22 protein-coding genes are annotated in these 19,419 nt (G+C 43.9%); 11 read left to right on the top strand and 11 right to left on the bottom strand.

The window, feature by feature from the left end; all coding sequences use genetic code 11:
* Positions 1–138 precede the first annotated feature (138 nt).
* Positions 139–1,962 carry a phosphodiester glycosidase family protein gene (locus PCC7418_RS15895; RefSeq protein WP_216086651.1) on the top strand — a complete coding sequence of 608 codons (1,824 nt, stop codon included), beginning with the start codon at positions 139–141 and terminating at the stop codon, positions 1,960–1,962.
* Here the strand turns inward: PCC7418_RS15895 and PCC7418_RS15890 are convergent.
* Positions 1,959–2,948: a PleD family two-component system response regulator gene (locus PCC7418_RS15890; protein ID WP_015227209.1), complete on the bottom strand. Its 990-nt coding sequence runs from the start codon at positions 2,946–2,948 to the stop codon at positions 1,959–1,961. The genes PCC7418_RS15895 and PCC7418_RS15890 overlap by 4 nt on opposite strands.
* Before the next feature lie 148 nt (positions 2,949–3,096).
* On the opposite strand from PCC7418_RS15890, the gene purH reads away from it, so the two are divergent.
* On the top strand, positions 3,097–4,644 hold the full coding sequence (gene purH, locus PCC7418_RS15885) for a bifunctional phosphoribosylaminoimidazolecarboxamide formyltransferase/IMP cyclohydrolase (RefSeq protein WP_015227208.1): 1,548 nt from the start codon (positions 3,097–3,099) through the stop codon (positions 4,642–4,644).
* A gap of 4 nt (positions 4,645–4,648) precedes the next feature.
* On the opposite strand, the gene PCC7418_RS15880 is transcribed toward purH, so the two are convergent.
* From PCC7418_RS15880 to PCC7418_RS15860, 5 genes are all read right to left on the bottom strand, one after another.
* Complete coding sequence (locus PCC7418_RS15880; RefSeq protein WP_216086650.1) at positions 4,649–5,215, bottom strand: hypothetical protein; 567 nt, start codon at positions 5,213–5,215, stop codon at positions 4,649–4,651.
* 9 nt (positions 5,216–5,224) lie between these two features.
* Positions 5,225–5,806, bottom strand: a complete 582-nt coding sequence (locus PCC7418_RS15875) for a phycobiliprotein lyase (protein ID WP_015227206.1) — start codon at positions 5,804–5,806, stop codon at positions 5,225–5,227.
* Positions 5,807–5,828: 22 nt separating this feature from the next.
* The gene (locus tag PCC7418_RS15870) at positions 5,829–6,464 is read right to left on the bottom strand and encodes a hypothetical protein (RefSeq protein WP_015227205.1); all 636 of its coding nucleotides are present in this window, start codon (positions 6,462–6,464) and stop codon (positions 5,829–5,831) included.
* 107 nt (positions 6,465–6,571) lie between these two features.
* Positions 6,572–7,132 carry a phycobiliprotein lyase gene (locus PCC7418_RS15865; protein ID WP_015227204.1) on the bottom strand — a complete coding sequence of 187 codons (561 nt, stop codon included), beginning with the start codon at positions 7,130–7,132 and terminating at the stop codon, positions 6,572–6,574.
* Positions 7,133–7,192: 60 nt separating this feature from the next.
* Positions 7,193–7,420 carry a hypothetical protein gene (locus PCC7418_RS15860; protein ID WP_015227203.1) on the bottom strand — a complete coding sequence of 76 codons (228 nt, stop codon included), beginning with the start codon at positions 7,418–7,420 and terminating at the stop codon, positions 7,193–7,195.
* A 409-nt stretch (positions 7,421–7,829) separates the two neighbouring features.
* On the opposite strand from PCC7418_RS15860, the gene PCC7418_RS15855 reads away from it, so the two are divergent.
* The 4 genes from PCC7418_RS15855 (at position 7,830) to PCC7418_RS15840 (ending at position 10,373) form a co-directional block, all read left to right on the top strand.
* Positions 7,830–8,348, top strand: a complete 519-nt coding sequence (locus tag PCC7418_RS15855) for a phycocyanin subunit beta (RefSeq protein ID WP_015227202.1) — start codon at positions 7,830–7,832, stop codon at positions 8,346–8,348.
* 92 nt (positions 8,349–8,440) lie between these two features.
* Positions 8,441–8,929 carry a phycocyanin subunit alpha gene (gene cpcA, locus PCC7418_RS15850; RefSeq protein WP_015227201.1) on the top strand — a complete coding sequence of 163 codons (489 nt, stop codon included), beginning with the start codon at positions 8,441–8,443 and terminating at the stop codon, positions 8,927–8,929.
* Between the two features lie 199 nt (positions 8,930–9,128).
* A complete protein-coding gene (locus PCC7418_RS15845; protein WP_015227200.1) occupies positions 9,129–9,989 on the top strand; it encodes a phycobilisome linker polypeptide in 861 nt (286 codons plus the stop codon).
* Between the two features lie 123 nt (positions 9,990–10,112).
* On the top strand, positions 10,113–10,373 hold the full coding sequence (locus PCC7418_RS15840; RefSeq protein ID WP_015227199.1) for a phycobilisome linker polypeptide: 261 nt from the start codon (positions 10,113–10,115) through the stop codon (positions 10,371–10,373).
* A 167-nt stretch (positions 10,374–10,540) separates the two neighbouring features.
* Here the strand turns inward: PCC7418_RS15840 and PCC7418_RS15835 are convergent, their stop codons facing one another.
* From PCC7418_RS15835 to PCC7418_RS20665, 3 genes are all read right to left on the bottom strand, one after another.
* On the bottom strand, positions 10,541–11,554 hold the full coding sequence (locus PCC7418_RS15835) for a pentapeptide repeat-containing protein (protein ID WP_015227198.1): 1,014 nt from the start codon (positions 11,552–11,554) through the stop codon (positions 10,541–10,543).
* Positions 11,555–11,689: 135 nt separating this feature from the next.
* Positions 11,690–13,093 (bottom strand): thioredoxin-disulfide reductase, encoded by a 1,404-nt coding sequence (gene trxB, locus PCC7418_RS15830; RefSeq protein ID WP_015227197.1) that lies wholly within the window; start codon positions 13,091–13,093, stop codon positions 11,690–11,692.
* A gap of 134 nt (positions 13,094–13,227) precedes the next feature.
* A complete protein-coding gene (locus PCC7418_RS20665; protein WP_015227196.1) occupies positions 13,228–13,386 on the bottom strand; it encodes a hypothetical protein in 159 nt (52 codons plus the stop codon).
* Positions 13,387–13,450: 64 nt separating this feature from the next.
* On the opposite strand from PCC7418_RS20665, the gene priA reads away from it, so the two are divergent.
* The 5 genes from priA to mazG all read left to right on the top strand — a co-directional run bounded on the left by priA (position 13,451) and on the right by mazG (position 18,178).
* On the top strand, positions 13,451–15,937 hold the full coding sequence (gene priA, locus PCC7418_RS15825) for a primosomal protein N' (protein ID WP_015227195.1): 2,487 nt from the start codon (positions 13,451–13,453) through the stop codon (positions 15,935–15,937).
* 228 nt (positions 15,938–16,165) lie between these two features.
* The gene (locus tag PCC7418_RS15820; protein WP_015227194.1) at positions 16,166–16,393 is read left to right on the top strand and encodes a DUF433 domain-containing protein; all 228 of its coding nucleotides are present in this window, start codon (positions 16,166–16,168) and stop codon (positions 16,391–16,393) included.
* Positions 16,390–16,770: a DUF5615 family PIN-like protein gene (locus PCC7418_RS15815; RefSeq protein WP_015227193.1), complete on the top strand. Its 381-nt coding sequence runs from the start codon at positions 16,390–16,392 to the stop codon at positions 16,768–16,770. Before PCC7418_RS15820 ends, PCC7418_RS15815 begins: the two co-directional genes overlap by 4 nt.
* 195 nt (positions 16,771–16,965) lie before the next feature.
* A complete protein-coding gene (locus tag PCC7418_RS15810; protein ID WP_015227192.1) occupies positions 16,966–17,337 on the top strand; it encodes a DoxX family protein in 372 nt (123 codons plus the stop codon).
* A gap of 19 nt (positions 17,338–17,356) precedes the next feature.
* Positions 17,357–18,178, top strand: a complete 822-nt coding sequence (gene mazG, locus PCC7418_RS15805; protein ID WP_015227191.1) for a nucleoside triphosphate pyrophosphohydrolase — start codon at positions 17,357–17,359, stop codon at positions 18,176–18,178.
* On the opposite strand, the gene PCC7418_RS15800 is transcribed toward mazG, so the two are convergent.
* Both PCC7418_RS15800 and pyrF read right to left on the bottom strand, forming a co-directional pair.
* Complete coding sequence (locus PCC7418_RS15800) at positions 18,172–18,732, bottom strand: hypothetical protein (RefSeq protein ID WP_015227190.1); 561 nt, start codon at positions 18,730–18,732, stop codon at positions 18,172–18,174. The two genes, mazG and PCC7418_RS15800, sit on opposite strands and share 7 nt — an antisense overlap.
* Positions 18,699–19,397 carry an orotidine-5'-phosphate decarboxylase gene (gene pyrF / locus PCC7418_RS15795; RefSeq protein WP_015227189.1) on the bottom strand — a complete coding sequence of 233 codons (699 nt, stop codon included), beginning with the start codon at positions 19,395–19,397 and terminating at the stop codon, positions 18,699–18,701. Before pyrF ends, PCC7418_RS15800 begins: the two co-directional genes overlap by 34 nt.
* Between the last annotated feature and the right edge of the window lie 22 nt (positions 19,398–19,419).

The raw sequence follows: 19,419 nt of genomic DNA, 5'->3' as shown, positions 1-19,419 counted from the left end.
TTGATTCTACACCGTTAGATAAGCGTCTCATCAAGTATCTTTGACTGGAACTCTTTGTGGGAAAATTAGTCAACAGAACTTATCAACTCCGTTTAGGGAGGCGTAATCTCTGACGTTTCCTCTAAAGGATTACTCACCTTGAATCGAACCCAAATGCGCTGGGATAAGCTGCTATTACCAATTACACTAAGTTTAACGGTTGTTCTGACTTGTATTCTTTCAGCAACAGTCACTCAAGCGCGATCGAGCACTTCTAATGTAGAAGTCTTGCGCCAAGGAGAAATCGTCAGTCTCAACGGAAATGAACTCCCGATCAGTTGGCGACAATGGGAAGCAAACGGAAACACTCATCTCGGAATTAGCGATACCGCAGCCCAACAACGACTCGGTTTAGAATTACTCAGCAGCAATACTCCGCAAGTGCAACCTGTCTGGTGGTTTGGTGGCGAGAATCGTTCAGCTTATCGTCTCACAACGCAACACCTACAGCCCAATCGCTATCTGGATCTCACGCCAATTTTAAGAGAAAGTGCTGAACAATTATCAGTTCTAGGAAATCAGTTAGAAATTACTACAACCCCCGCCCAAGTTAAGAATATTCGCAGGGGAAAACAATCTTGGGGGGAACGCATTGTGGTTGATTTAGATCGTCCGATTCTCTGGCATATTAAAGAGGGACGACAGCAAGCAACATTAACCCTTTCCGCTTTTACACCGTCTCAAGTGAGCGCACAGTTTTCTCCACCACCACTAGAAAGACCAGAAGCAATCAAAAATACAGAAAAAAAGACTAATTCTTCTCTCTTGGTAGTCAAGTCAGAAGCTCAAAAAACCCAACTTGAGATTAATGTACCCGAAGCATTGAATCTGCACGTCAGCACTCTTTCCAATCCGCCAAGGTTAGTCATTGATTTACGCCCTGATCATCTGCAATCAAAACAGATTCATTGGGCGCAAGGCGTTCACTGGCGACAAGATTATATCCCTATTTCCGATGGAACATTTGCAGTGACGTGGTTAGAGTTAAATCCTCGTAATAGTAATTTTAATTTAATGCCAATTTGGAGTAATCCTGAGCAAATGCAAGGAATTGCTCGTCTCAGTGATACTGGAAAATATAATCAAGTCCCTGTGGCAATTAATGGTGGATTTTTTAATCGGGATACGAAATTACCCCTTGGCGCGATTAAACGAGAGGGAGAGTGGTATTCTAGCCCGATTTTGAACCGAGGCGCGATCGCGTGGGACAATCAAGGACAAATTATTATGGATCGGTTACGCTACGAAGAAACTCTCCACACCAGCAACGGACAAACTTTCTCTCTACAAGCCCTTAATAGTGGCTATGTGCAATCGGGAATTGCTCGTTATACTTCTGCTTGGGGCGTGACTTATACCCCCCTTACCGACCAAGAAACGGTTGTTGTAGTGAACAATCAGCGAGTGCAACAGTTAGTAACTGGGATCTTGGGTCAGAATCAACAAATTCCCATTCCTAGCAATGGCTATCTGCTAACGATTCGCGGAAAACCTGAACTGGCTTCTGCTTTTAACGTGGGAACATCCTTACAGTTAGAGAGTCAAAGTTTCCCTAGCTACTTTGACCGTTACCCCAATATTTTAGCTGCTGGTCCTTTATTAATCAAAAATGGGCGAGTCGTATTAGATGCAGAAGGGGAAAATTTTAGTCAAGCCTTTATTAACCAAAAAGCTCATCGAAGCGCGATCGCGCTCACTCGACAAGGTACAATTCTTTTAGTTGCTATGGGTGATGGTCTGGGAAGAAAAGGTCCCACCCTCTCGGAAGCAACAGCTATTCTCAAGCGTCTGGGCGCGATCGAAGCCCTCAACCTTGACGGGGGAAGTTCTACTTCTCTTTATCTCAGTGGCGCATTGATCAATCGCTCTCCTGCAACCAGTGCGCGGATTCATAATGGGATTGGTATTTATAGAAATGATTAACCCTGATAAACGACAACGCGATCGCGCCCAGCATTTTTCGCTTCATATAACGCTGCATCTGCCTGTCTCACTAAATCATTTTTGCTATAGTTTTCATCAGGAATCAAACTAGCAACCCCTAGACTTAAAGTGACCGAGTTGCCATTCGGATTAGCCTGATGAGGAATAGCACTCTCTTGCACGTGGAGACGAATTTTTTCTGCTAAATGAGTCGCTTCTTCTAAATGAATTCCGCCTAAAATGATGGCAAATTCTTCCCCGCCATAACGAGCGACTAAATCACTAGCACGTTGGCAATTCTCTTGTAGAATTTTTGCAATTTTGTATAAACAACTGTCTCCCGCTTGATGTCCATAATAGTCATTATATTTTTTGAAATAATCCACATCGCATAAAATCAAACTGATTGGAGAAGAGTCACGGCGCGATCGATTCCATTCTTCCTGAAACCGCTCATTAAACGTCCTGCGATTTGCCACTTGGGTTAAAGCATCAACTCTTGCTAAATATTCCAGTTTCTGATTGGCTTTTTCTAATTCTAGACTTAATTGATGGGCTTGTTCATAACGACGCTCTAATTCTTGTAACGCCCAGCGCGTCGTTAAAAGCCGATCAATTCGTTTTCGTAAAACAGCCCAATTAATCGGTTTGGTAATATATTCTGTTGCTCCCACTTCAAAGGCTAAATTAACCGATTTCTCATCATCTAAAACGGTAACCATGAGCACCGGTGGACAATTTTTCCCTAATCTTTTCTGAAGTTCTGCACAACAAGTAAAGCCATCCATTTCTGGCATCATGGCATCTAATAAAACCAGATCGGGTACACTTTCAACCACAAGTTCCAGAGCCTCTTCCCCATTAATCGCTTCTCGTACTGTATATCCCTCTCGCGTCAAGGCTCGTTTAGAAATCAGGCGAAGGGTTTTCTCGTCCTCAACAACCAGAATCCGAGGAGGATGGGTTTGAAAATCCGGTTCTAACATGAAGATCAGGAAACAATATTTAAATCAGGATAGACTCTAAGCTAAGATAATTTCTTAGTTTATGTCAACTCAGTGGATGATATATTTGCTAAAAATTAGCAACAAGAACTAGAAAAGACTGAATTTTCAAAAGTAAGGAGAAAAAACATTGAAGCGGTTAGCTCTGATTAGCGTTTCCGACAAAACAGGAATTGTTGAGTTTTCCCAACAGTTAATCTCAGAATTTGATTTTGAGATTGTCAGCAGTGGTGGAACTGCGAAAACACTGAGGGAAGCTGGCATTGAGGTGACTAAAGTTTCCGATTATACAGGCTCTCCCGAAATTTTAGGGGGACGAGTGAAAACGCTACATCCTCGCATTCATGGGGGAATTTTAGCTCGGCGCGATCGCGCTGATGATCAAGCTGATCTCGAAGCAAATAATGTTCGTCCTTTTGATTTAATTGTAGTGAACCTTTACCCATTTGTCGCCACAATCAGCAAACCCGAGGTCACTGTTGCTGAAGCGATTGAAAATATAGATATTGGCGGACCTGCTATGTTACGGGCTGCTGCTAAGAACTATCAACATTTGACGGTAATTTCTAATCCGAAGCGGTATGAGGCTTATCTCGAAGAACTTCGTAGCACTGGCGGACAACCCTCACTCAATTTCCGTCAAACTTGCGCCCTCGAAACCTTTACCCTCACTGCGGATTATGACCAAGCGATTAGTGCTTATTTAGCAGGAGTCAATGAAGAAAAGGTCGCCCCCTTACCCCCACAGTTTAGCCTCATGGGAACGCAACGCCAAGCCCTCCGTTATGGCGAAAACCCCCATCAAAGCGCAACTTGGTATCAAACGGGAAATACCCCCACGGGTTGGGCGGGTGCAACCCAACTCCAAGGAAAAGAACTGAGTTATAACAATTTAGTTGATTTAGAAGCAGCGCGACGGATCATCAATGAGTTTACGGATCAGCCGACAGCAGCAATTTTGAAGCATACGAATCCTTGTGGGATTGCTTCGGCGAATCATTTAGTGGATGCTTATGAAAACGCTTTTGCTGGGGATTCGGTTTCTGCTTTTGGCGGAATTGTGGCGTTGAATCAAGCGATTGATGAAGCCACAGCAACTGCAATGACTAAAACTTTTTTAGAGTGTGTGGTTGCACCTGGTTGTCATGAAGAGGCGAAAGCTGTATTAGGGAAAAAGTCTAATCTGCGGGTGTTAGTTTTACCCGACTTGCAAGCTGGACCGAAGGAAATGGTAAAAGTGATTGCAGGGGGCTTTTTAGTGCAAACCGTCGATGATGAACCCGATAGTGATGATCAATGGGAAGTGGTGACAGAAAAACAACCCACGGCAGAACAATTGGCGGAAATGATGTTTGCTTGGAAAGCTGCTAAGCACGTTAAGTCGAATGCGATTGTTGTGACGCGCGATCGCGCTACCATTGGCATTGGTGCTGGACAAATGAACCGAGTGGGTGCGGTTGATATTGCCCTCAAACAAGCGGGAGAGAAAACACAAGGGGCAACTCTAGCCAGTGATGGTTTTTTCCCGTTTGATGATTCGGTTCGGACGGCAGCTAAAGCGGGCATTACAACCCTTATTCAACCAGGTGGATCACGTCGCGATCAAGATTCGATTCAAGCTGCTAATGAGTTGGGAATCGTGATGATTTTCACAGGAACTCGTCACTTCCTGCATTAACGGTTCAATTTCCCCCTGATTCCCCCAACCAAAAGGCGAGGGGATCAGTGGTCGGCTGACAAGGGGGCCAATTACGTAATTCCGATTCTGGGAGTCCACTGGGAGGGGGCGGAGTTAAGCCTAAGCCTAAACAGAGATGGGTGAGCGTCTTGAGGAAGGCTTGATGATGTCCAGGAACGCCCACTTGGGCATGAGCGTATTCATGGGCGATCGCGCATAGCCAATCTTCCCGTACAATCCGCCCCACATCAATCAAAATCGTGATTGGGTTTGTTTTAAGGTTACACAACGCATCAATATTGAGATGTTGTGCAAAAGGAACGGCAAAGACTTGTACGGCTAACCGTTGCGGGGGATGAAAACACTGTTGACATAAGGTCAAATGGCTTTCTAGTTCTTCGTTAATGGTAGAAATTTGCAGCGCGATCGCGCCATAGATTTGCTCTTGCCACTGCGGAGACAGTCTCAAATCAACCAAGCTCGGATCTAAGGCTAAGCCTTCCATCTTTGCTAAATAGGCTTTTCCTTGCTCAGATACAGACGACTGAAGGGAGGAATTGAAATCGCTCACAGGTTGTTTCTACCACCCCCAAAGGGATTGCACTGATGTTTCACTCGGTTTTGGGGTTGCCTTTTCCGATTCATCAACCCGAATTTCGGCGCAGAAAGTGGCGGTACTCAATCCGCCAAAGCGTTTCACTGTACTGGTTCGCAACCGCACATCAGGATGAGGAAACCAAAAGCGTTCATTAATGCTCATGGTGTCATATTCGGTCACTAATACCAGTGCTTCTTCGTGATCAATGTGATATTCCCCCATGACGGGAACGACTTCTGCATAGCCTCTCTCCCGTAATAATTTCCCTTGTTGCGGGTTTTCAGCATCGGGAACAAGGGAAAAAACACTGGTTCCAGAATGGTCTTCTCCTTCTTGATCCCACTCCATTGCACCATCCCAACTCACGTGCGCTCCCCCCACGGCGGTACTGGGATCGACTTCGTGCATTTGACAAATTTCTGCAATGCGATCATCTTCTGCGGTTAGGGCTTCCACTTTAATATCAGATCCGCCCGTTTCCGCACGACGAAAGGGAAGATGGTGGGTGGTACGGAGGGAACGCCATTGACCTGCACTTTGTTGGAAAAATTGCAATCCATCCATGGGCTGATTTTACTCCTTATGCTTACTGGATACTACGAGAACGCCAACGATTAAGAGACTTCTCTCCGATGCTAGCGAAACTTTGTAGAGCCTGAACTTGTGCTTGCAGTTTTGCAATTTGTTGATCTTTGGCTGCAAGTTCTGTTTGCGGTTGTCTGGTTTGGGTTTCCACTTGCGCTTGCAGTTCGCTTAGGCTTTGATTCAAGTTTTGAATCTCTTGACGTTGGCGCGATCGCGCTTCCTCTAATTCACTAATATAAATCCCTTGCTGTTCACTTTTCAGGGAAATTGCTTGATAATTTTGTTGAAGACTTTCCTGTTGCGCCAATTCTTTTTTCAACTGCATTATTTCTTCCTCTAAGGCGCTAATCTGATTTTGATCCACAGAGGAAGGTTGCTCTCCTGAAACGAGTTTTACAGTTGGGGAGTGGTTGGCCCCCTGATCAGGGATTACAGAAATTGTTTTTTCCGCTTGCTCTGTCACCACCGCAATTTTCCCACTGATGATTTGCTCAACCAATTCTGAAGGCGTAACCCCCACCTGACGCGCTATTTCCGCTAATCCCTGCTGACCAGTAGCACTCAGGGTGATTTCAGCATTACTATTTTTGATTTGTGCGAATCCTTTCCCTGCTTTTGTTCGTTTCGTTTTTGCCATCTTTTCCTTACACAATCACGTAATCAACCAGTATAGTATTCTCCTTAACCATTTCACTGGTGGACAGGTGCTTGTTTTAAGATTTTGTTAAGAAAAATAAGATAAGTTTAAGGAGTGCTGACTTTTTGCTCCACCCCAAACCCCACCAATCTCACCTTTTTTAAGGTTTCTCCTTGGGGAGGCCGATCGTAGTTAATAATTTTACGAATTCTCAAGTTGGGATTGACCAAGGTGATGGAATCCACGGAAACTACTTGTGTATAAGAGGTGGTCATTAACAACTCTGAAACCGCAGGATCGAAGCGGAAATGGGAGACAATGGGTCGGGCTTCTTCATAAGCGCGATCGCGCAAATAATCCCCCTCTAGAATCCCTTCCCTTTGCTGTTTGGGGACAAATAAAGCATTGAGGGATTGTGCGACTTCTTCTCCCTTATCAGACACGGTATGAAAGGAAAGTTGAAACCCTGACAGAACTGTATCTTGGTCAGAAATATCATACTGATTATCCACCAAGACTTTCCTTTGCAATTCTGGAGTCAATGGCTTGACTTCAAATTTCGTGTGCGACCGTTCTACTTCTTCCCGCATGAGATAATGATAGGTGCGTTCAATATCCCAATGACCCAAGCAACAGTCAAAAAAATGTTGTAGTTTCCCCGTGTCCATGTCTGATTGACTCTCTAGATTTTAATTCTGTATTTTTTAGAGCTCAAAATAAAGTTTAGCTTATCGAAGTTTCGACTGCTGGGCTTGTAACTTTTCAATCTCGGCATCAATTTTGATGATCTCTGGATTTTTGCCAATGTTAGCCATTGCTCTTTTATGAGAAATATCAACTCGCCGTGCTGACTGAAATAAGTCATTGACGATTCTTTCTCGGTATCGTTCTAATTCAGTGATCGCTTGTTCAATTTCTTCGGGGGAGCAGTTCCTTTTCTGCTGATCTAACATCATTTTGACCACATCCTTTGATTGCCTTACTAGCCTTGATTTTCGCAAAAGCTGTTCATCACTGCCAGATATGTTAAGGAAAGTTAAACCACAAGTGGATTTAGTCGTATCACAAACCCTTCGATTTCATTGACCCGTTTATAAAAATTTAACTTTCTTTTTGTTTTTCAAATTAACGGTAACAATCTTAACATACTGTAATACAAAAATCAGGAAATAGGGTGTATAAATTTACCAAGAAGGGTTTAAAACAAAGCTGAAAGGCAAAGGGCAAGATGAACTGAGAAAAGTATCATGTTTCTCATCTCAACCGAGAAAGATTCTCATAATTCTTTACACTTGTCTGAGAGCCAATCAGTTAAAGTAACCCTAGTCCGTAGTCAACATCATCGATCAAGGAGACTGAAAAACAATGTTCGACGCATTTAGCCGTGTTGTTTCCCAAGCTGATAGCCGTGGTGAATTCCTAAGCACCGAGCAACTCGATGCCCTCAGCCAAATGGTTCAAGACGGAAACAAACGTTTAGATACCGTTAACCGCATGACTAGCAACAGCGCTAGCATCGTCACCAACGCTGCTCGGGGTTTATTTGCAGAGCAACCCCAACTGGTTCAACCGGGCGGAAACGCTTACACTAACCGTCGCATGGCTGCTTGCTTACGTGACATGGAAATCATCCTCCGTTACGTTACTTATGCCACTCTCGCAGGTGATGCCAGTGTCCTCGAAGATCGTTGCTTAAATGGACTCCGTGAAACTTACCAAGCTCTTGGTGTTCCCGGTGCATCCGTTGCTGCTGGCGTTCAAAAAATGAAAGAAGAAGCAGTTCGTCTCGCCAACGACCCCAACGGCATCACTCAAGGGGATTGCAGCCAGTTAATGTCCGAAGTGGCGAGCTACTTCGATCGCGCTGCTGCTGCGGTTGCCTAGTCTGGTTTGTCTAGCTCCCAAATTGGGATCTTTCGTATAGCTTAAATCTTTTTTGTAAACTCTGTTGTTAACGTTAGGAAGAGAAAACCAAAATGAAAACTCCAATCACCGAAGCGATTGCTGCTGCTGATAGCCAAGGACGTTTCTTAGGAAATACTGAACTCCAAGCTGCCAATGGTCGTTTTGAACGCGCGATCGCCAGCATGGAAGCTGCTCGTGGACTGACTCAAAAATCCAACGACTTAATCAATGGTGCTGCTAACGCGGTTTACCAAAAATTCCCTTACACAACCCAAATGCAGGGACCTCAATACGCTCATGATCAGCGCGGTAAAGACAAATGCGCTCGTGACATTGGACACTATCTCCGCATGGTGACTTACTGCCTCATCGCTGGCGGTACAGGCCCCATGGATGAGTATCTCATCGCTGGCTTAGATGAAATCAACCGTACCTTTGAATTATCTCCTTCTTGGTACATTGAAGCACTCAAGCACATCAAAGCGAATCATGGCTTAAGCGGTCAAGCTGCTAACGAAGCCAACACCTATATCGACTACGCAATCAACGCCCTGAGCTAATTGTTCATGGTGTTCGCCCGGAAGAGTGAGCGAATGTTGACCAACGGTCAAAGCAGGCGCTTTCCGTTTAGGAATGCGTAATCTTTGACTGGAAATGTCAAAACTCCGTGTTAGCATTTGTGAATTTTTCCGGGCTTTGTCATAGCATATTCACCCAAATAACTTGCTGCGAAAAATCCCTTGGGGAGGGTGTTAATTTATGAAAACTTTAGTTGCTTCTAACCTCGCTGTGGCGGGACGTTTAGGTTTAGAATCTTTTGATGGCGATCCAGTAGAATTACGCTGGAATACCAGTGAAGATGAGTTACAGTCTGTGATTCGTGCGGTGTATCGTCAGGTGTTAGGCAATGACTATGTCATGGAGTCAGAACGCCTCATTTCTGCGGAATCTTTATTACGTCAAGGTAACTTGACCGTTCGGGGATTAGTCCGCGCGATCGCGAAATCCGATTTATACAAAGAAAAATTTTTCTATCCCAATTCCAACCAGCGATTTGTGGAATTAAACTTTAAGCATCTGCTGGGTCGTCCTCCGTATGACGAAGATGAATGGGCTTATCACACACAATTGTGTGAAGAGAAAGGCGTTGATGCTGAAATTGATTCCTACCTTGATAGCGAAGAATATGTGAGTAAGTTCGGGGAAGATATTGTTCCCTACTACACCGGTTTCCAAGTCGGTTTAGGGGCAAGAACCACTAACTTTACTCGGATGTTCCAATTGTATCGGGGCTATGGGAGCAGCGATCGCGCTCAAGCTGGCGGAAAAGAACCGCGCTTAACTTGGGAACTCGCTAAAAACGAAGCCTCAACCATCGTTCAACCTTCTACCAGTACGGAAGAAGGAACATCTCGCACGCCAAAAACTGCCTTTGGCGGTGTGGGTAATCAAAGCGCAAGAATGTATCGTGTGGAAGTGAGCGGACAAATTGGGCGAAAAATCCGTCCTGTCATCCGTTATAGCAACAATGCTTATTTAGTCCCTTACGATCAGCTATCTCAACGCTTGCAACAAATTGTCCGTCAGGGCGGTAAAGTAGTCAGTGTGAGACCCGCTTAAAAGCGGACAACGCTAACTTTAAAAAAACGGCTTAAATTCACGGTGATGGTAAGGAAAAGATGATCTCTTAACCCTGCTATCACCGCTTTAAAATTTATCACCCTCAATAGGAGTTTTACGATTATGTACGGTCAAACCACAGTTTCTACTCCCAACACCTCGGCTAGTCGGATGTATCGTATTGAAGTCGAAGGAATGCGCCAAAGTAGTGAGTCCGATAAGCAATCTTATGCCATTCGTAAAAGTGGTAGCGTCTTTTTCACCGTTCCTTATAGTCGGATGAATGAACAGATGCGCCGAATTAATCGCATGGGTGGCAAAATTGTTAATATCCAGCCCTTAAATACCGAACCCGCACCACAACCAGAGAATTCTGAAAATTAATCATCAATGCAGTCGGGTGGGCAATTCCCACCTGATAGCAATCCTAAATGAATTTTCAATCACTCCTTTCCCATCCTTGGTCTGCCAATGATCAAGGGGAAAAATGAGTAGGTTGGGTCGAAGGTAGTGAAATCCTGCATCAGCAAGATTAGTCTTCCGTGGGAGGGTCAATCATCAAATTTTGCCCCTTCTAAATTGCAATCATTAAGGTTGGCTTGACTTAAATTGGCTTCCTGTAAATTTGCCCCTTCTAAATTTGCCCCACTTAGATTTGCTAACGCCAGACTGGCGCGATGGAAGTCAGAATTTTTCAGATTAGCATTACTCAAATAAGCCCCCGATAAGTCAGCCCCACTGAGTTTTGCCCCTTGTAAATTACCTTGAGACAAATCAGCATCGGTCAATTCCGCACCGCGTAAGTTCACCCGCGACCAATTCGCGCCATTTAAATCGAGTCCTCTGAGGGTTGTTCCCCGTAAGTTTGCCCCAGCAAAATCAAGACGAGGATTAAGATCTGCAATTTCACACAGTTCGAGGAAGTCGTTGCTTTCAGCATCAATCAAATCCTCAATCGTGCTCAGTAAACCCGAGGTTTCAGTTGTCGTTGGTGATGTTTTTTCCTTCGTTACGGAGGCATCCATTTGTATGGAAATGAGCGGTGAGGGCAGATAGTTCTCTAATAGAAACAAAGCAATTTTACGATGGAGAATCGCTTGTTTATTCGGGCGCAGATCATGTCGCCATAGTCCTTCGACTTCAGTAATCAAAAGTTCAGATTTGCCGATTGTTAAGCTCGCATCAACAGACCAGTTTTCCGCCGTTGGGGTAAGACTTCCCAGTAAGATGCTTTCCACATCAATTTCCAGAACATTCAAGCCTGCGGGTAAGGCAAATTTCCAAGTGGGGTGAGTCATCGTCGGAAATTTAGTGATGGGGAGATGATGCTGCATCTCTTCGGAAAAATGAGTAAAATGGGCAGCCCTGAGATCAATTTTCAACGTTCCGCCAGTAAACCCATATTTTACTTTTCCCCCTCCAAGAGGAAACGTCCCTGCACTCAAGTGAAGTCCTACTGCAAGATCAATGGGGACATCACTTGCTGATTCATCGGAATGGGGAGTACCGAGAAGGGTCAGGGCTGAAGCATCGGTGGACTGCGTTAAGCGTACTGTTTTGGACATTGATGACTCAATCAACTGGGTTTAAATCGTATTATTGTTGATGCTATCAAATTCGGGATTCATTTAGGAAACAGGATCAAGGGGAAAGAGAAGTGATAAAGTCTCTGATCCCTCCCCTCTATTTGTGTTCTCTTCCTATTGAGCACTCACCGTTTGTGGAAGATATTGTTCAATGCGTTGCCGATATTCGCTTTTTTGTTTTACACCCCGCAGTTGATCCACAATTTCTTTGTTGCAGAAGAATTGTACTGTTGGCGTACCAGTGACCATTGCATTTTCAGCAATCTCTGGTTCATCAGCGATGTCAATTTCAACAAAATGAACTTTGTCCTCATATTCATCAATGACACCGTCTAAAATGGGAGCTAGAGTGGCACAGAGTCCGCAGTTAGGTCCAACATATTTAACAACCAGCACGCGATCGCTTTCGTGGAATAATTTACGCAGTGCATAGCCACCATAATGGCGGGTTTGATTAATATCAAAGGTTTCTTCCGTATCCGCAACTGGCTTATCTTCTTCCTGATGACTTGTTGTTTCTGAGGTGGCTTCTCCGCTTGTGTCTTGATGATATTCAGTTGCTAATTCATTCGCAGATAACCAGCGTTCGGCGAGCATTGCTGCTTGACAACCAGTTCCAGCTGCAGTGATCGCTTGTCGAAACTCATGATCTTGTACATCACCTGCTGCATAAACCCCTTCCAGACTGGTTTCCACAGAATCTGGTTGGGTGATGATATAACCGACATCATCTAAATCTAGTTGTCCTTGGAATAACTGGGTATTGGGAGTGTGCCCGATCGCGTAAAATAGACCTCGTGCTGGTAAATTACTTTGTTCTCCTGTTTGATTATTAATAATCTTCACCCCTTCCAAGAAACCGCCTTCTTGTCCATAGACATCAACTGCTTCTGTATTCCAATGGACGGTCACTTTTGGATGATTGAGGACGCGATCTTGCATTGCTTTGCTCGCCCGAAGTTGATCGCGACGGACTAATAAATGCACCATATCGCAATATTTAGTTACATAAACCGCCTCTTCGGCTGCGGAGTCACCCCCCCCAATCACAACGACATCATTTCCTTTGAACATCGGATTTGCCCCATCACAAATGGCACAAGCGGAAATCCCCATATTCCAGAACTTGTCTTCGTTGGGGAGATGTAACCGTTTCGCATTTGCACCCGTAGCAATAATTACGCTGTGAGCTTTTACTTCTCTTTCTTGAGAGCGGATCGTAAAAGGACGTTGTTTTAAGTCAGCATAAATCACATCTTCTGTATAAATTTCGGTTCCCCAACGCTCGGCTTGCGCTCTCATATCTTGCATCAGCTTCGGTCCAGTAATCCCTTCAGGGAATCCAGGATAGTTTTCCACATCAGTCGTAGTCATTAACTGTCCACCAGGAACTCCACCCGCTTGGAAGCCTTCAAACATCACTGGTTTCAGGTTTGCTCGTGCAGCATAAACTCCCGCAGTATAACCAGCTGGTCCCGATCCAATAATGACTAAGTTTTCTACACTTGGATTACTCATCTTTTAATTAAACTCATAACGACTCCGAATTAGTATAATTATAGCGCGATGTTAAGACGGTGGGAACAGAGGAAATTGAAAAATCAACCCTATGGAAGAACGATTAAAGCGTTTCGATTGGAATCCACGCGATTTTAATCCGTGGAGAGTTCAATAACCAGCAAATGGAGGACAGTTGGGGGATTCATTAATTGTAATTTTCCAGCCACTAACTCATAACAAGAATCGGTTCCATCATTAGGGGCTAAATCGTCTTCAAAACTGAGTGAGTTGGCTTCGGTTGAGAATATCATTGAAAGTTCAGCGAGGGATGGCAACGCTATAATTCTAGAGTTAGTCTCACGCTAGCATCACTCAATGTTACAGTCTCCTGTTGTCCCTACTGTCAGCACCCCCAAAGGTCGCTATGATTCTCAAATCCCATCCCCGCAATGGGTGGAAGTATTGGTCGATTGTCCAGACATCGAAGGACTATTAACCTATCGCCTTCCCCCTGATTTAACGATTCAAGCGGGAGATATTGTCAATGTTCCCTTACAAAGTCAGACAGTCGGCGCAATTGTGATTCGTTTCTTATCTTCTCTTCCGTCTCATTTGAGTGAAAAGCAAATTCGAGAAGTGGAAACAGTAGTCAGTGAAAGCCTGTTTCCGCCTCGCTATTGGGAATTGCTAGAACAAATTGCTGAGTATTACTGTACCCCTTTACTCTCTGTTATTCGCACCGCTTTACCCCCTGGTCTTCTAGGAAAATCACAATTACGGATTTCTCTTCAGCGAGATTTGATTCCAGAAGGCGTAGAAAATTTTTGTAGCGCGATCGCGCTGCAAGTTCTAAACTTATTACAATCGCAAAAGGCTGGAGACTATAGTGCAGTCTATCTCCGCAGCCAAATTAAAGGGGCGCAACGGGGAATCAATGAGTTAATGCGACGCGGTTGGGTGGAAAGTTATCTGCAACATCCGCAACCCTCTCGTCCAAAACGACAAAAAGCAGTTTTACTGGTGGGAGACTCTCCTGAGTTAACCCCTCGTCAGCGAGAAGTTTTAGAGATGCTACGTCGTCAAGGGGGAGAGTTATGGTTAACGGAACTTTTGCGCTTGTGTAATACCACTTCTAGTACGGTTTCTGCATTAGAAAAAAAGGGCTGTGCGGTGATTCAAGACCAAGAAAGACTCCGCTTTGCAGAAACTCCCGATCAACAAGCGGATCAAGCGAAAGCATTAAATTCCGCCCAACAATTCGCCCTCAATACAATTACCGCATTAAATGAATTTACAGAAGTTCTTTTACATGGGGTCACAGGATCAGGGAAAACAGAAGTTTATCTACAGGCGATCGCGCCGTTATTACAATCAGGCTATTCCGCATTAATTCTCGTTCCCGAAATTGGTCTCACCCCTCAATTGTGCGATCGCGCCAGAGCAAGATTCGGATCGCAAGTGTGTATTTATCACAGTGGACTCTCAACAGGAGAAAGATATGATACCTGGCGACAAATGCTGAGTGGTGAACCGCAAGTTGTTATCGGAACGCGATCGGCAATTTTTTCACCGCTTCCCCATCTGGGATTGATTATCCTGGATGAAGAACATGACAGCAGTTTCAAACAAACTCAGCGTCTCCCCACATATCATGCGCGTACTGTGGCAAAATGGCGCGCCAAACTCGAAAACTGTCCGTTAATCCTCGGATCAGCAACCCCTTCTCTCGAAACCTGGAAAACCCAAACCAATCCTTCTTCCCAACACCGCTATCTCTCTCTTCCCGAACGCATTCATTCTCGTCCCCTTCCGCCGATTTCCGTTGTGGATATGCGGAAAGAATTACAACAGGGAAATCGGTCTATTTTCAGTGACCCCTTACAAACCGCACTCCGTAATCTCAAAACCGAAGGAAAACAAGGGATTCTCTTCATTCCCCGTCGCGGACATAGTACCTTTGTTTCTTGTCGCAGTTGTGGCTATGTCATCGAATGTCCCCATTGTGATGTCTCCTTGTCTTATCACTACACCCACGAAGGGGGAACGCAAACCTTACGCTGTCATTACTGTAACCATACTCAACTGCAACCCCCACAATGTCCCGCTTGTAGCTCTCCTTACTTGAAACATTTTGGTACGGGGACGCAGCGCGTGAAACAGGCGTTAGAACAAGAATTTCCAGACCTCCGCGCGATCCGTTTTGATAGCGACACCACCCGTACTAAAGGCGCACACCGTTCCCTATTAAAGCAATTTACGAATCAAGAAGCGGACTTGTTAGTGGGAACGCAGATGTTAACCAAAGGACTGGATATTGAACAAGTAACCCTCGTTGCTGTAGTTTCTGCGGATGGCGTGCTGCACCGTTCTGATTATATGGCAGCCGAACGCGCGTTTCAAACCCTCGCGCAAGTGGCGGGACGCGCAGGACGAGGAAATGAACCAGGACAAGTGATTATTCAAACCTATTCCCCTGATCATGCTGTAATTGAAGCGCTACGGACTCATGATTATTTACGATTTGCCCAAGCAGAATTAGAAAATCGGTATGCTTATAATTATCCCCCTTATGGGAAACTGATTTTACTGAATTTAAGCGGTTTAGACGCATTAGAAGTTCAACAAACTGCGATCATGTTAGCTGATGTTTGTCGAGAAATGAGTGGGAATAATTCCTATGAAATTCTCGGTCCTGCACCCGCCAGTGTGATGAGAATTGCTCGTCGGTATCGTTGGCAAATTTTATTAAAGTTTCCCTCTGAAAGCACAGAAAATGATATCCCTGATTTAATGAGTTTATATCGTTTATGTCCGAAAGGTGTGAGCTTAAATATTGATGTTGATCCCTTAGATATGGGATAAAAATCTAGCAATGATTAGACTTATAATGTACTTTATAAATTTTTGTTCTTGGTTCTTCGTTCCTTGTTATTTGGGATAAGCTGTTACGCATTTCAATCAAAACATCAGTAATAACCTTGGGATTTAACAATGCCTAAATCTCGGTTTTCTAGTGCAGCAAAGTATTTGACGATGATATATTGATAAAATCAAAACGAGCAACTTTCTAATCACCTTCAGCATGATGCTATGAAATTTAGACGAATTACTATTAATCCTAATCAAATGGGAGGTGTTCCTTGTATCCGATCTTTAAGGATTCCAGTAGCTACCATTGTTGGGATGTTTGCAGATGGAATGAGTGAAGCCGAAATTTTAGAAGCTTACCCTGACTTGGAAAAGGCAGATATTGAAGAAGCTCTACGCTATGCAACAGTAGCCTTACAAGAACAAGAGTTACCCTTGGTGATGGAATGAAGTTCTTGATTGACAATGCTCTATCTGTATTAGTTGCTCAAGGGCTACAAGAGGCAGGTTATGATGCTATTCATGTTCGTGAACTACAAATGCAGGGTGCTGAGGACACAGAACTGTTTGCCCTGGCTGCATCAAGTGAACGGATTATTGTTTCTGCTGATACTGACTTTGGTACGTTACTTGCCTTACGAGAGGAGTGTTTTCCTTCGTTTATACTCTTTCGTCGTGGTACAAATCGGCAACCCAAAAGGCAGGTAAATTTGTTATTGGCTAATTTGCCAACAATTGAAAAGGCACTTTTAAAGGGGAGCGTGGTAGTGTTTGAAGAAACTCGCATTCGCATCCGTTCTTTACCTATTGGTAGAAATGATGGTTGATTAACCGCGATCGCTAACTTCCACGGCGTTCTCAGGCTCTAATCAGAGATTGACCAAAATGAAAATGAAACTACCTTTGGGGTTGGGGGAGTAAAGCGATCCCGCACAGTGTTCAGGCTCAACACAGTATGATTGGGAAAAAGGTTAGAATCTTATTTTTTTGAAAGTACAATAACAAGTTAAATAGTATTAGTAATGAATTATCTGCCTCTTCTTGGTCGGATTTGTTTGTGTTTAATTTTCTTCAATGGCGCGTTGGGTAATTTCACCACCTTCAGCGAAACGCAAGCTAGAATGGCAGAGATGGGATTACCGAGTCCGAGTGTATTGCTTCTGGGAAATATTGTGTTTCAAGTAATTGGAGCAATTTCGTTATTATTAGGTTTGAAGGTGAAATGGGGAGCAGTGATTCTGATTATTTTTCTGATCCCGACTACTCTAGTTTTTCATCCCGTTTGGGTTGACTCTGAAGAATCAATTGCTTTCTTCAAAAACTTAGGCTTAATTGGCGGATTGCTCTTATTAATTTATACAGGTGCAGGTGCAGTCAGCTTAGATCGTAATTAAAAATAATAACATCAAAACAATGAATCAAATGGAAACGGTTGCCAAAGAATCAATTTTAAAAGCATTAAATGATCTCATTGAGGTGGTTGCAAAGCTGCGATCGCCGCAAGAAGGATGTCCATGGGATTTAGCCCAAACTCAGCAAACGCTTGTTCCTTATATTATCGAAGAAGCCTATGAAGTGGCTGCTGCCATCCGCAGTGAAAACCAAGAAGAAATTGTGGAAGAATTGGGGGATTTTTTACTGCAAGTGGTTTTACAAGCTCAAATTGCGTCTGAAAATGGAGATTTTACCCTAGAAGAAATCGCCCAAGGAATTACAGATAAACTCATTCGTCGTCATCCTCATGTTTTTGGGGATGTGGAAGTGGAAGACGCAGCAGAAGTGAGGAAAAATTGGGAAGCCATCAAAGCAAAAGAAAAAGGATATCATCCCCAACAAATTGAGAAACTGAGTTATAAATTTCAGAAATATACCGAAACTTTGCCCCCACTTTTTGCCAGTACGAAAATTTCAAGTAAAGCAGCAAAGCTAGGTTTTGAATGGGAAACAGTAGAAGGAATTTGGGATAAGTTTGAAGAAGAATTATCTGAGTTTAAGGAAGCACTAAAAACGAATAATGTCAAGCATCAAGAGTCAGAATTAGGAGATTTATTATTTACCTTAGTTAATATTGCTCGTTGGTATGGTTTTGATCCCTCAGAAGCCTTACATGGAACGAATCAACGGTTTGTGCAACGCTTAAGTATCATGGAAGATTTAGCGGAACGTTCTCTTAGTGAATATTCTTTAGAGGAGTTAGAAACGTTATGGCAAACAGCTAAAAAACAACTTCAATGATGAAACCGACAATCTCGTAGCCAAAGTTGAATCGCCTTACCAATAATTCCCTCACTCGTTTCTTGAGGAGGGGTTGGGGGATGAGTTTTATCGGGTAAACCAAAGCGAGAATACAGCGTCACCAGATACCATCCTTGTTCGGTTGTAGTTAAAAATAACCAGTGATAGTTTTGTATGGAATAGACGTTTTTATCACCATATTGTCGTTCTAAAGTGGTAAAAAAAACTTGTGCAACTTGTTCATTATTCGTTTGAGGAAAAGCGGGGGTATAGTCTCCCGAAAGGTTTGCCGTTAAAGGATTAAACTCTGGTTTTCCTGCGGAAATAATGTAGGTAGAATTAGCTTGATTCCGAGAAGGGAATCTGCTGCGTTGAATGACACGATTCGCATATCCTGGTAAGTCATTTAAAAGACTTTCTGTGAGAGAGGTAATAGTTTTAGGACAACTGGATTGCGCTTCGATCGGTAACGGAAAAAAGACAATGATTGCACTGCCTAACCCTATCAAAAAAGAACGGATCAATTGACCATCTCCTGACAAATTTGTTGCCATGCCATTTCAGGATTTTCGACCCCAGTAATGGGACGACCAATCACTAAATAATCTGCCCCAGCTTGAATCGCTTCTTTGGGAGTCATGACTCGTTTTTGATCGCCAGTTTGAGAAAAACTAGGGCGAACCCCAGGACAAACTAACCAAAAATTATCCCCACAAACCCGCCGTAACTCACTCGCTTCTTGAGGAGAACAAACTGCCCCGTCTAAGCCTGCTTCTTGGGCTAAAACTGCCATTTGTAGGGCATATTCTGGGAGTTCGAGGGGAACTTTTAACTCTAACGCTAATTCTCGGGCGTTAATACTGGTTAACAGCGTCACCGCCACTAATTTTGTGCTTGCATTGAGGCTTTTTTTTGCGTCTGCTGCTGCTTCTAAGGCTTGTTTTCCTGCTGTAGCATGGAGGGTTAGTAAATCCACATCATACCCCATAGCAGAACGACACGCCCCCGCGATCGTATTGGGAATATCGTGGAATTTCAGGTCCAGAAAAATGCGTTTCTCTTGTTCTTTGAGATAATCTAGGATAGATGTTCCCGCGCTGACAAATAATTCTAATCCCACCTTCCAAAAGGTGACATCGGGAAGTTTTTCGACCAGCGCGATCGCGCTTTCTAAATCAGGAACATCCAACGGAACAATAATGCGCTCTTGCGGTAGCATAACCCTTAATAATTTCTCATTG

Origin of the sequence: Halothece sp. PCC 7418, assembly GCF_000317635.1 — a bacterium.
In the GTDB taxonomy this organism is placed as follows: Bacteria; Cyanobacteriota; Cyanobacteriia; order Cyanobacteriales; family Rubidibacteraceae; genus Halothece.
The sequence above is the reverse complement of the archived record's forward strand: the minus strand, read 5'-3'. Positions and strand labels throughout refer to the sequence as shown.

Coding starts and splice junctions, on each gene's coding strand:
- PCC7418_RS20665 (WP_015227196.1), bottom strand. CDS start 13,386: ATGATATTCTCAACCGAAGCCAACTCACTCAGTTTTGAAGACGATTTA.
- trxB (WP_015227197.1), bottom strand. CDS start 13,093: ATGAGTAATCCAAGTGTAGAAAACTTAGTCATTATTGGATCGGGACCA.
- PCC7418_RS15890 (WP_015227209.1), bottom strand. CDS start 2,948: ATGTTAGAACCGGATTTTCAAACCCATCCTCCTCGGATTCTGGTTGTT.
- PCC7418_RS15865 (WP_015227204.1), bottom strand. CDS start 7,132: ATGGACACGGGGAAACTACAACATTTTTTTGACTGTTGCTTGGGTCAT.
- PCC7418_RS15835 (WP_015227198.1), bottom strand. CDS start 11,554: ATGTCCAAAACAGTACGCTTAACGCAGTCCACCGATGCTTCAGCCCTG.
- PCC7418_RS15870 (WP_015227205.1), bottom strand. CDS start 6,464: ATGGCAAAAACGAAACGAACAAAAGCAGGGAAAGGATTCGCACAAATC.
- pyrF (WP_015227189.1), bottom strand. CDS start 19,397: ATGCTACCGCAAGAGCGCATTATTGTTCCGTTGGATGTTCCTGATTTA.
- PCC7418_RS15845 (WP_015227200.1), top strand. CDS start 9,129: ATGAAAACTTTAGTTGCTTCTAACCTCGCTGTGGCGGGACGTTTAGGT.
- PCC7418_RS15820 (WP_015227194.1), top strand. CDS start 16,166: ATGAAATTTAGACGAATTACTATTAATCCTAATCAAATGGGAGGTGTT.
- PCC7418_RS15815 (WP_015227193.1), top strand. CDS start 16,390: ATGAAGTTCTTGATTGACAATGCTCTATCTGTATTAGTTGCTCAAGGG.
- cpcA (WP_015227201.1), top strand. CDS start 8,441: ATGAAAACTCCAATCACCGAAGCGATTGCTGCTGCTGATAGCCAAGGA.
- PCC7418_RS15810 (WP_015227192.1), top strand. CDS start 16,966: ATGAATTATCTGCCTCTTCTTGGTCGGATTTGTTTGTGTTTAATTTTC.
- PCC7418_RS15860 (WP_015227203.1), bottom strand. CDS start 7,420: ATGATGTTAGATCAGCAGAAAAGGAACTGCTCCCCCGAAGAAATTGAA.
- mazG (WP_015227191.1), top strand. CDS start 17,357: ATGAATCAAATGGAAACGGTTGCCAAAGAATCAATTTTAAAAGCATTA.
- PCC7418_RS15800 (WP_015227190.1), bottom strand. CDS start 18,732: ATGGCAACAAATTTGTCAGGAGATGGTCAATTGATCCGTTCTTTTTTG.
- PCC7418_RS15875 (WP_015227206.1), bottom strand. CDS start 5,806: ATGGATGGATTGCAATTTTTCCAACAAAGTGCAGGTCAATGGCGTTCC.
- PCC7418_RS15855 (WP_015227202.1), top strand. CDS start 7,830: ATGTTCGACGCATTTAGCCGTGTTGTTTCCCAAGCTGATAGCCGTGGT.
- PCC7418_RS15840 (WP_015227199.1), top strand. CDS start 10,113: ATGTACGGTCAAACCACAGTTTCTACTCCCAACACCTCGGCTAGTCGG.
- priA (WP_015227195.1), top strand. CDS start 13,451: ATGTTACAGTCTCCTGTTGTCCCTACTGTCAGCACCCCCAAAGGTCGC.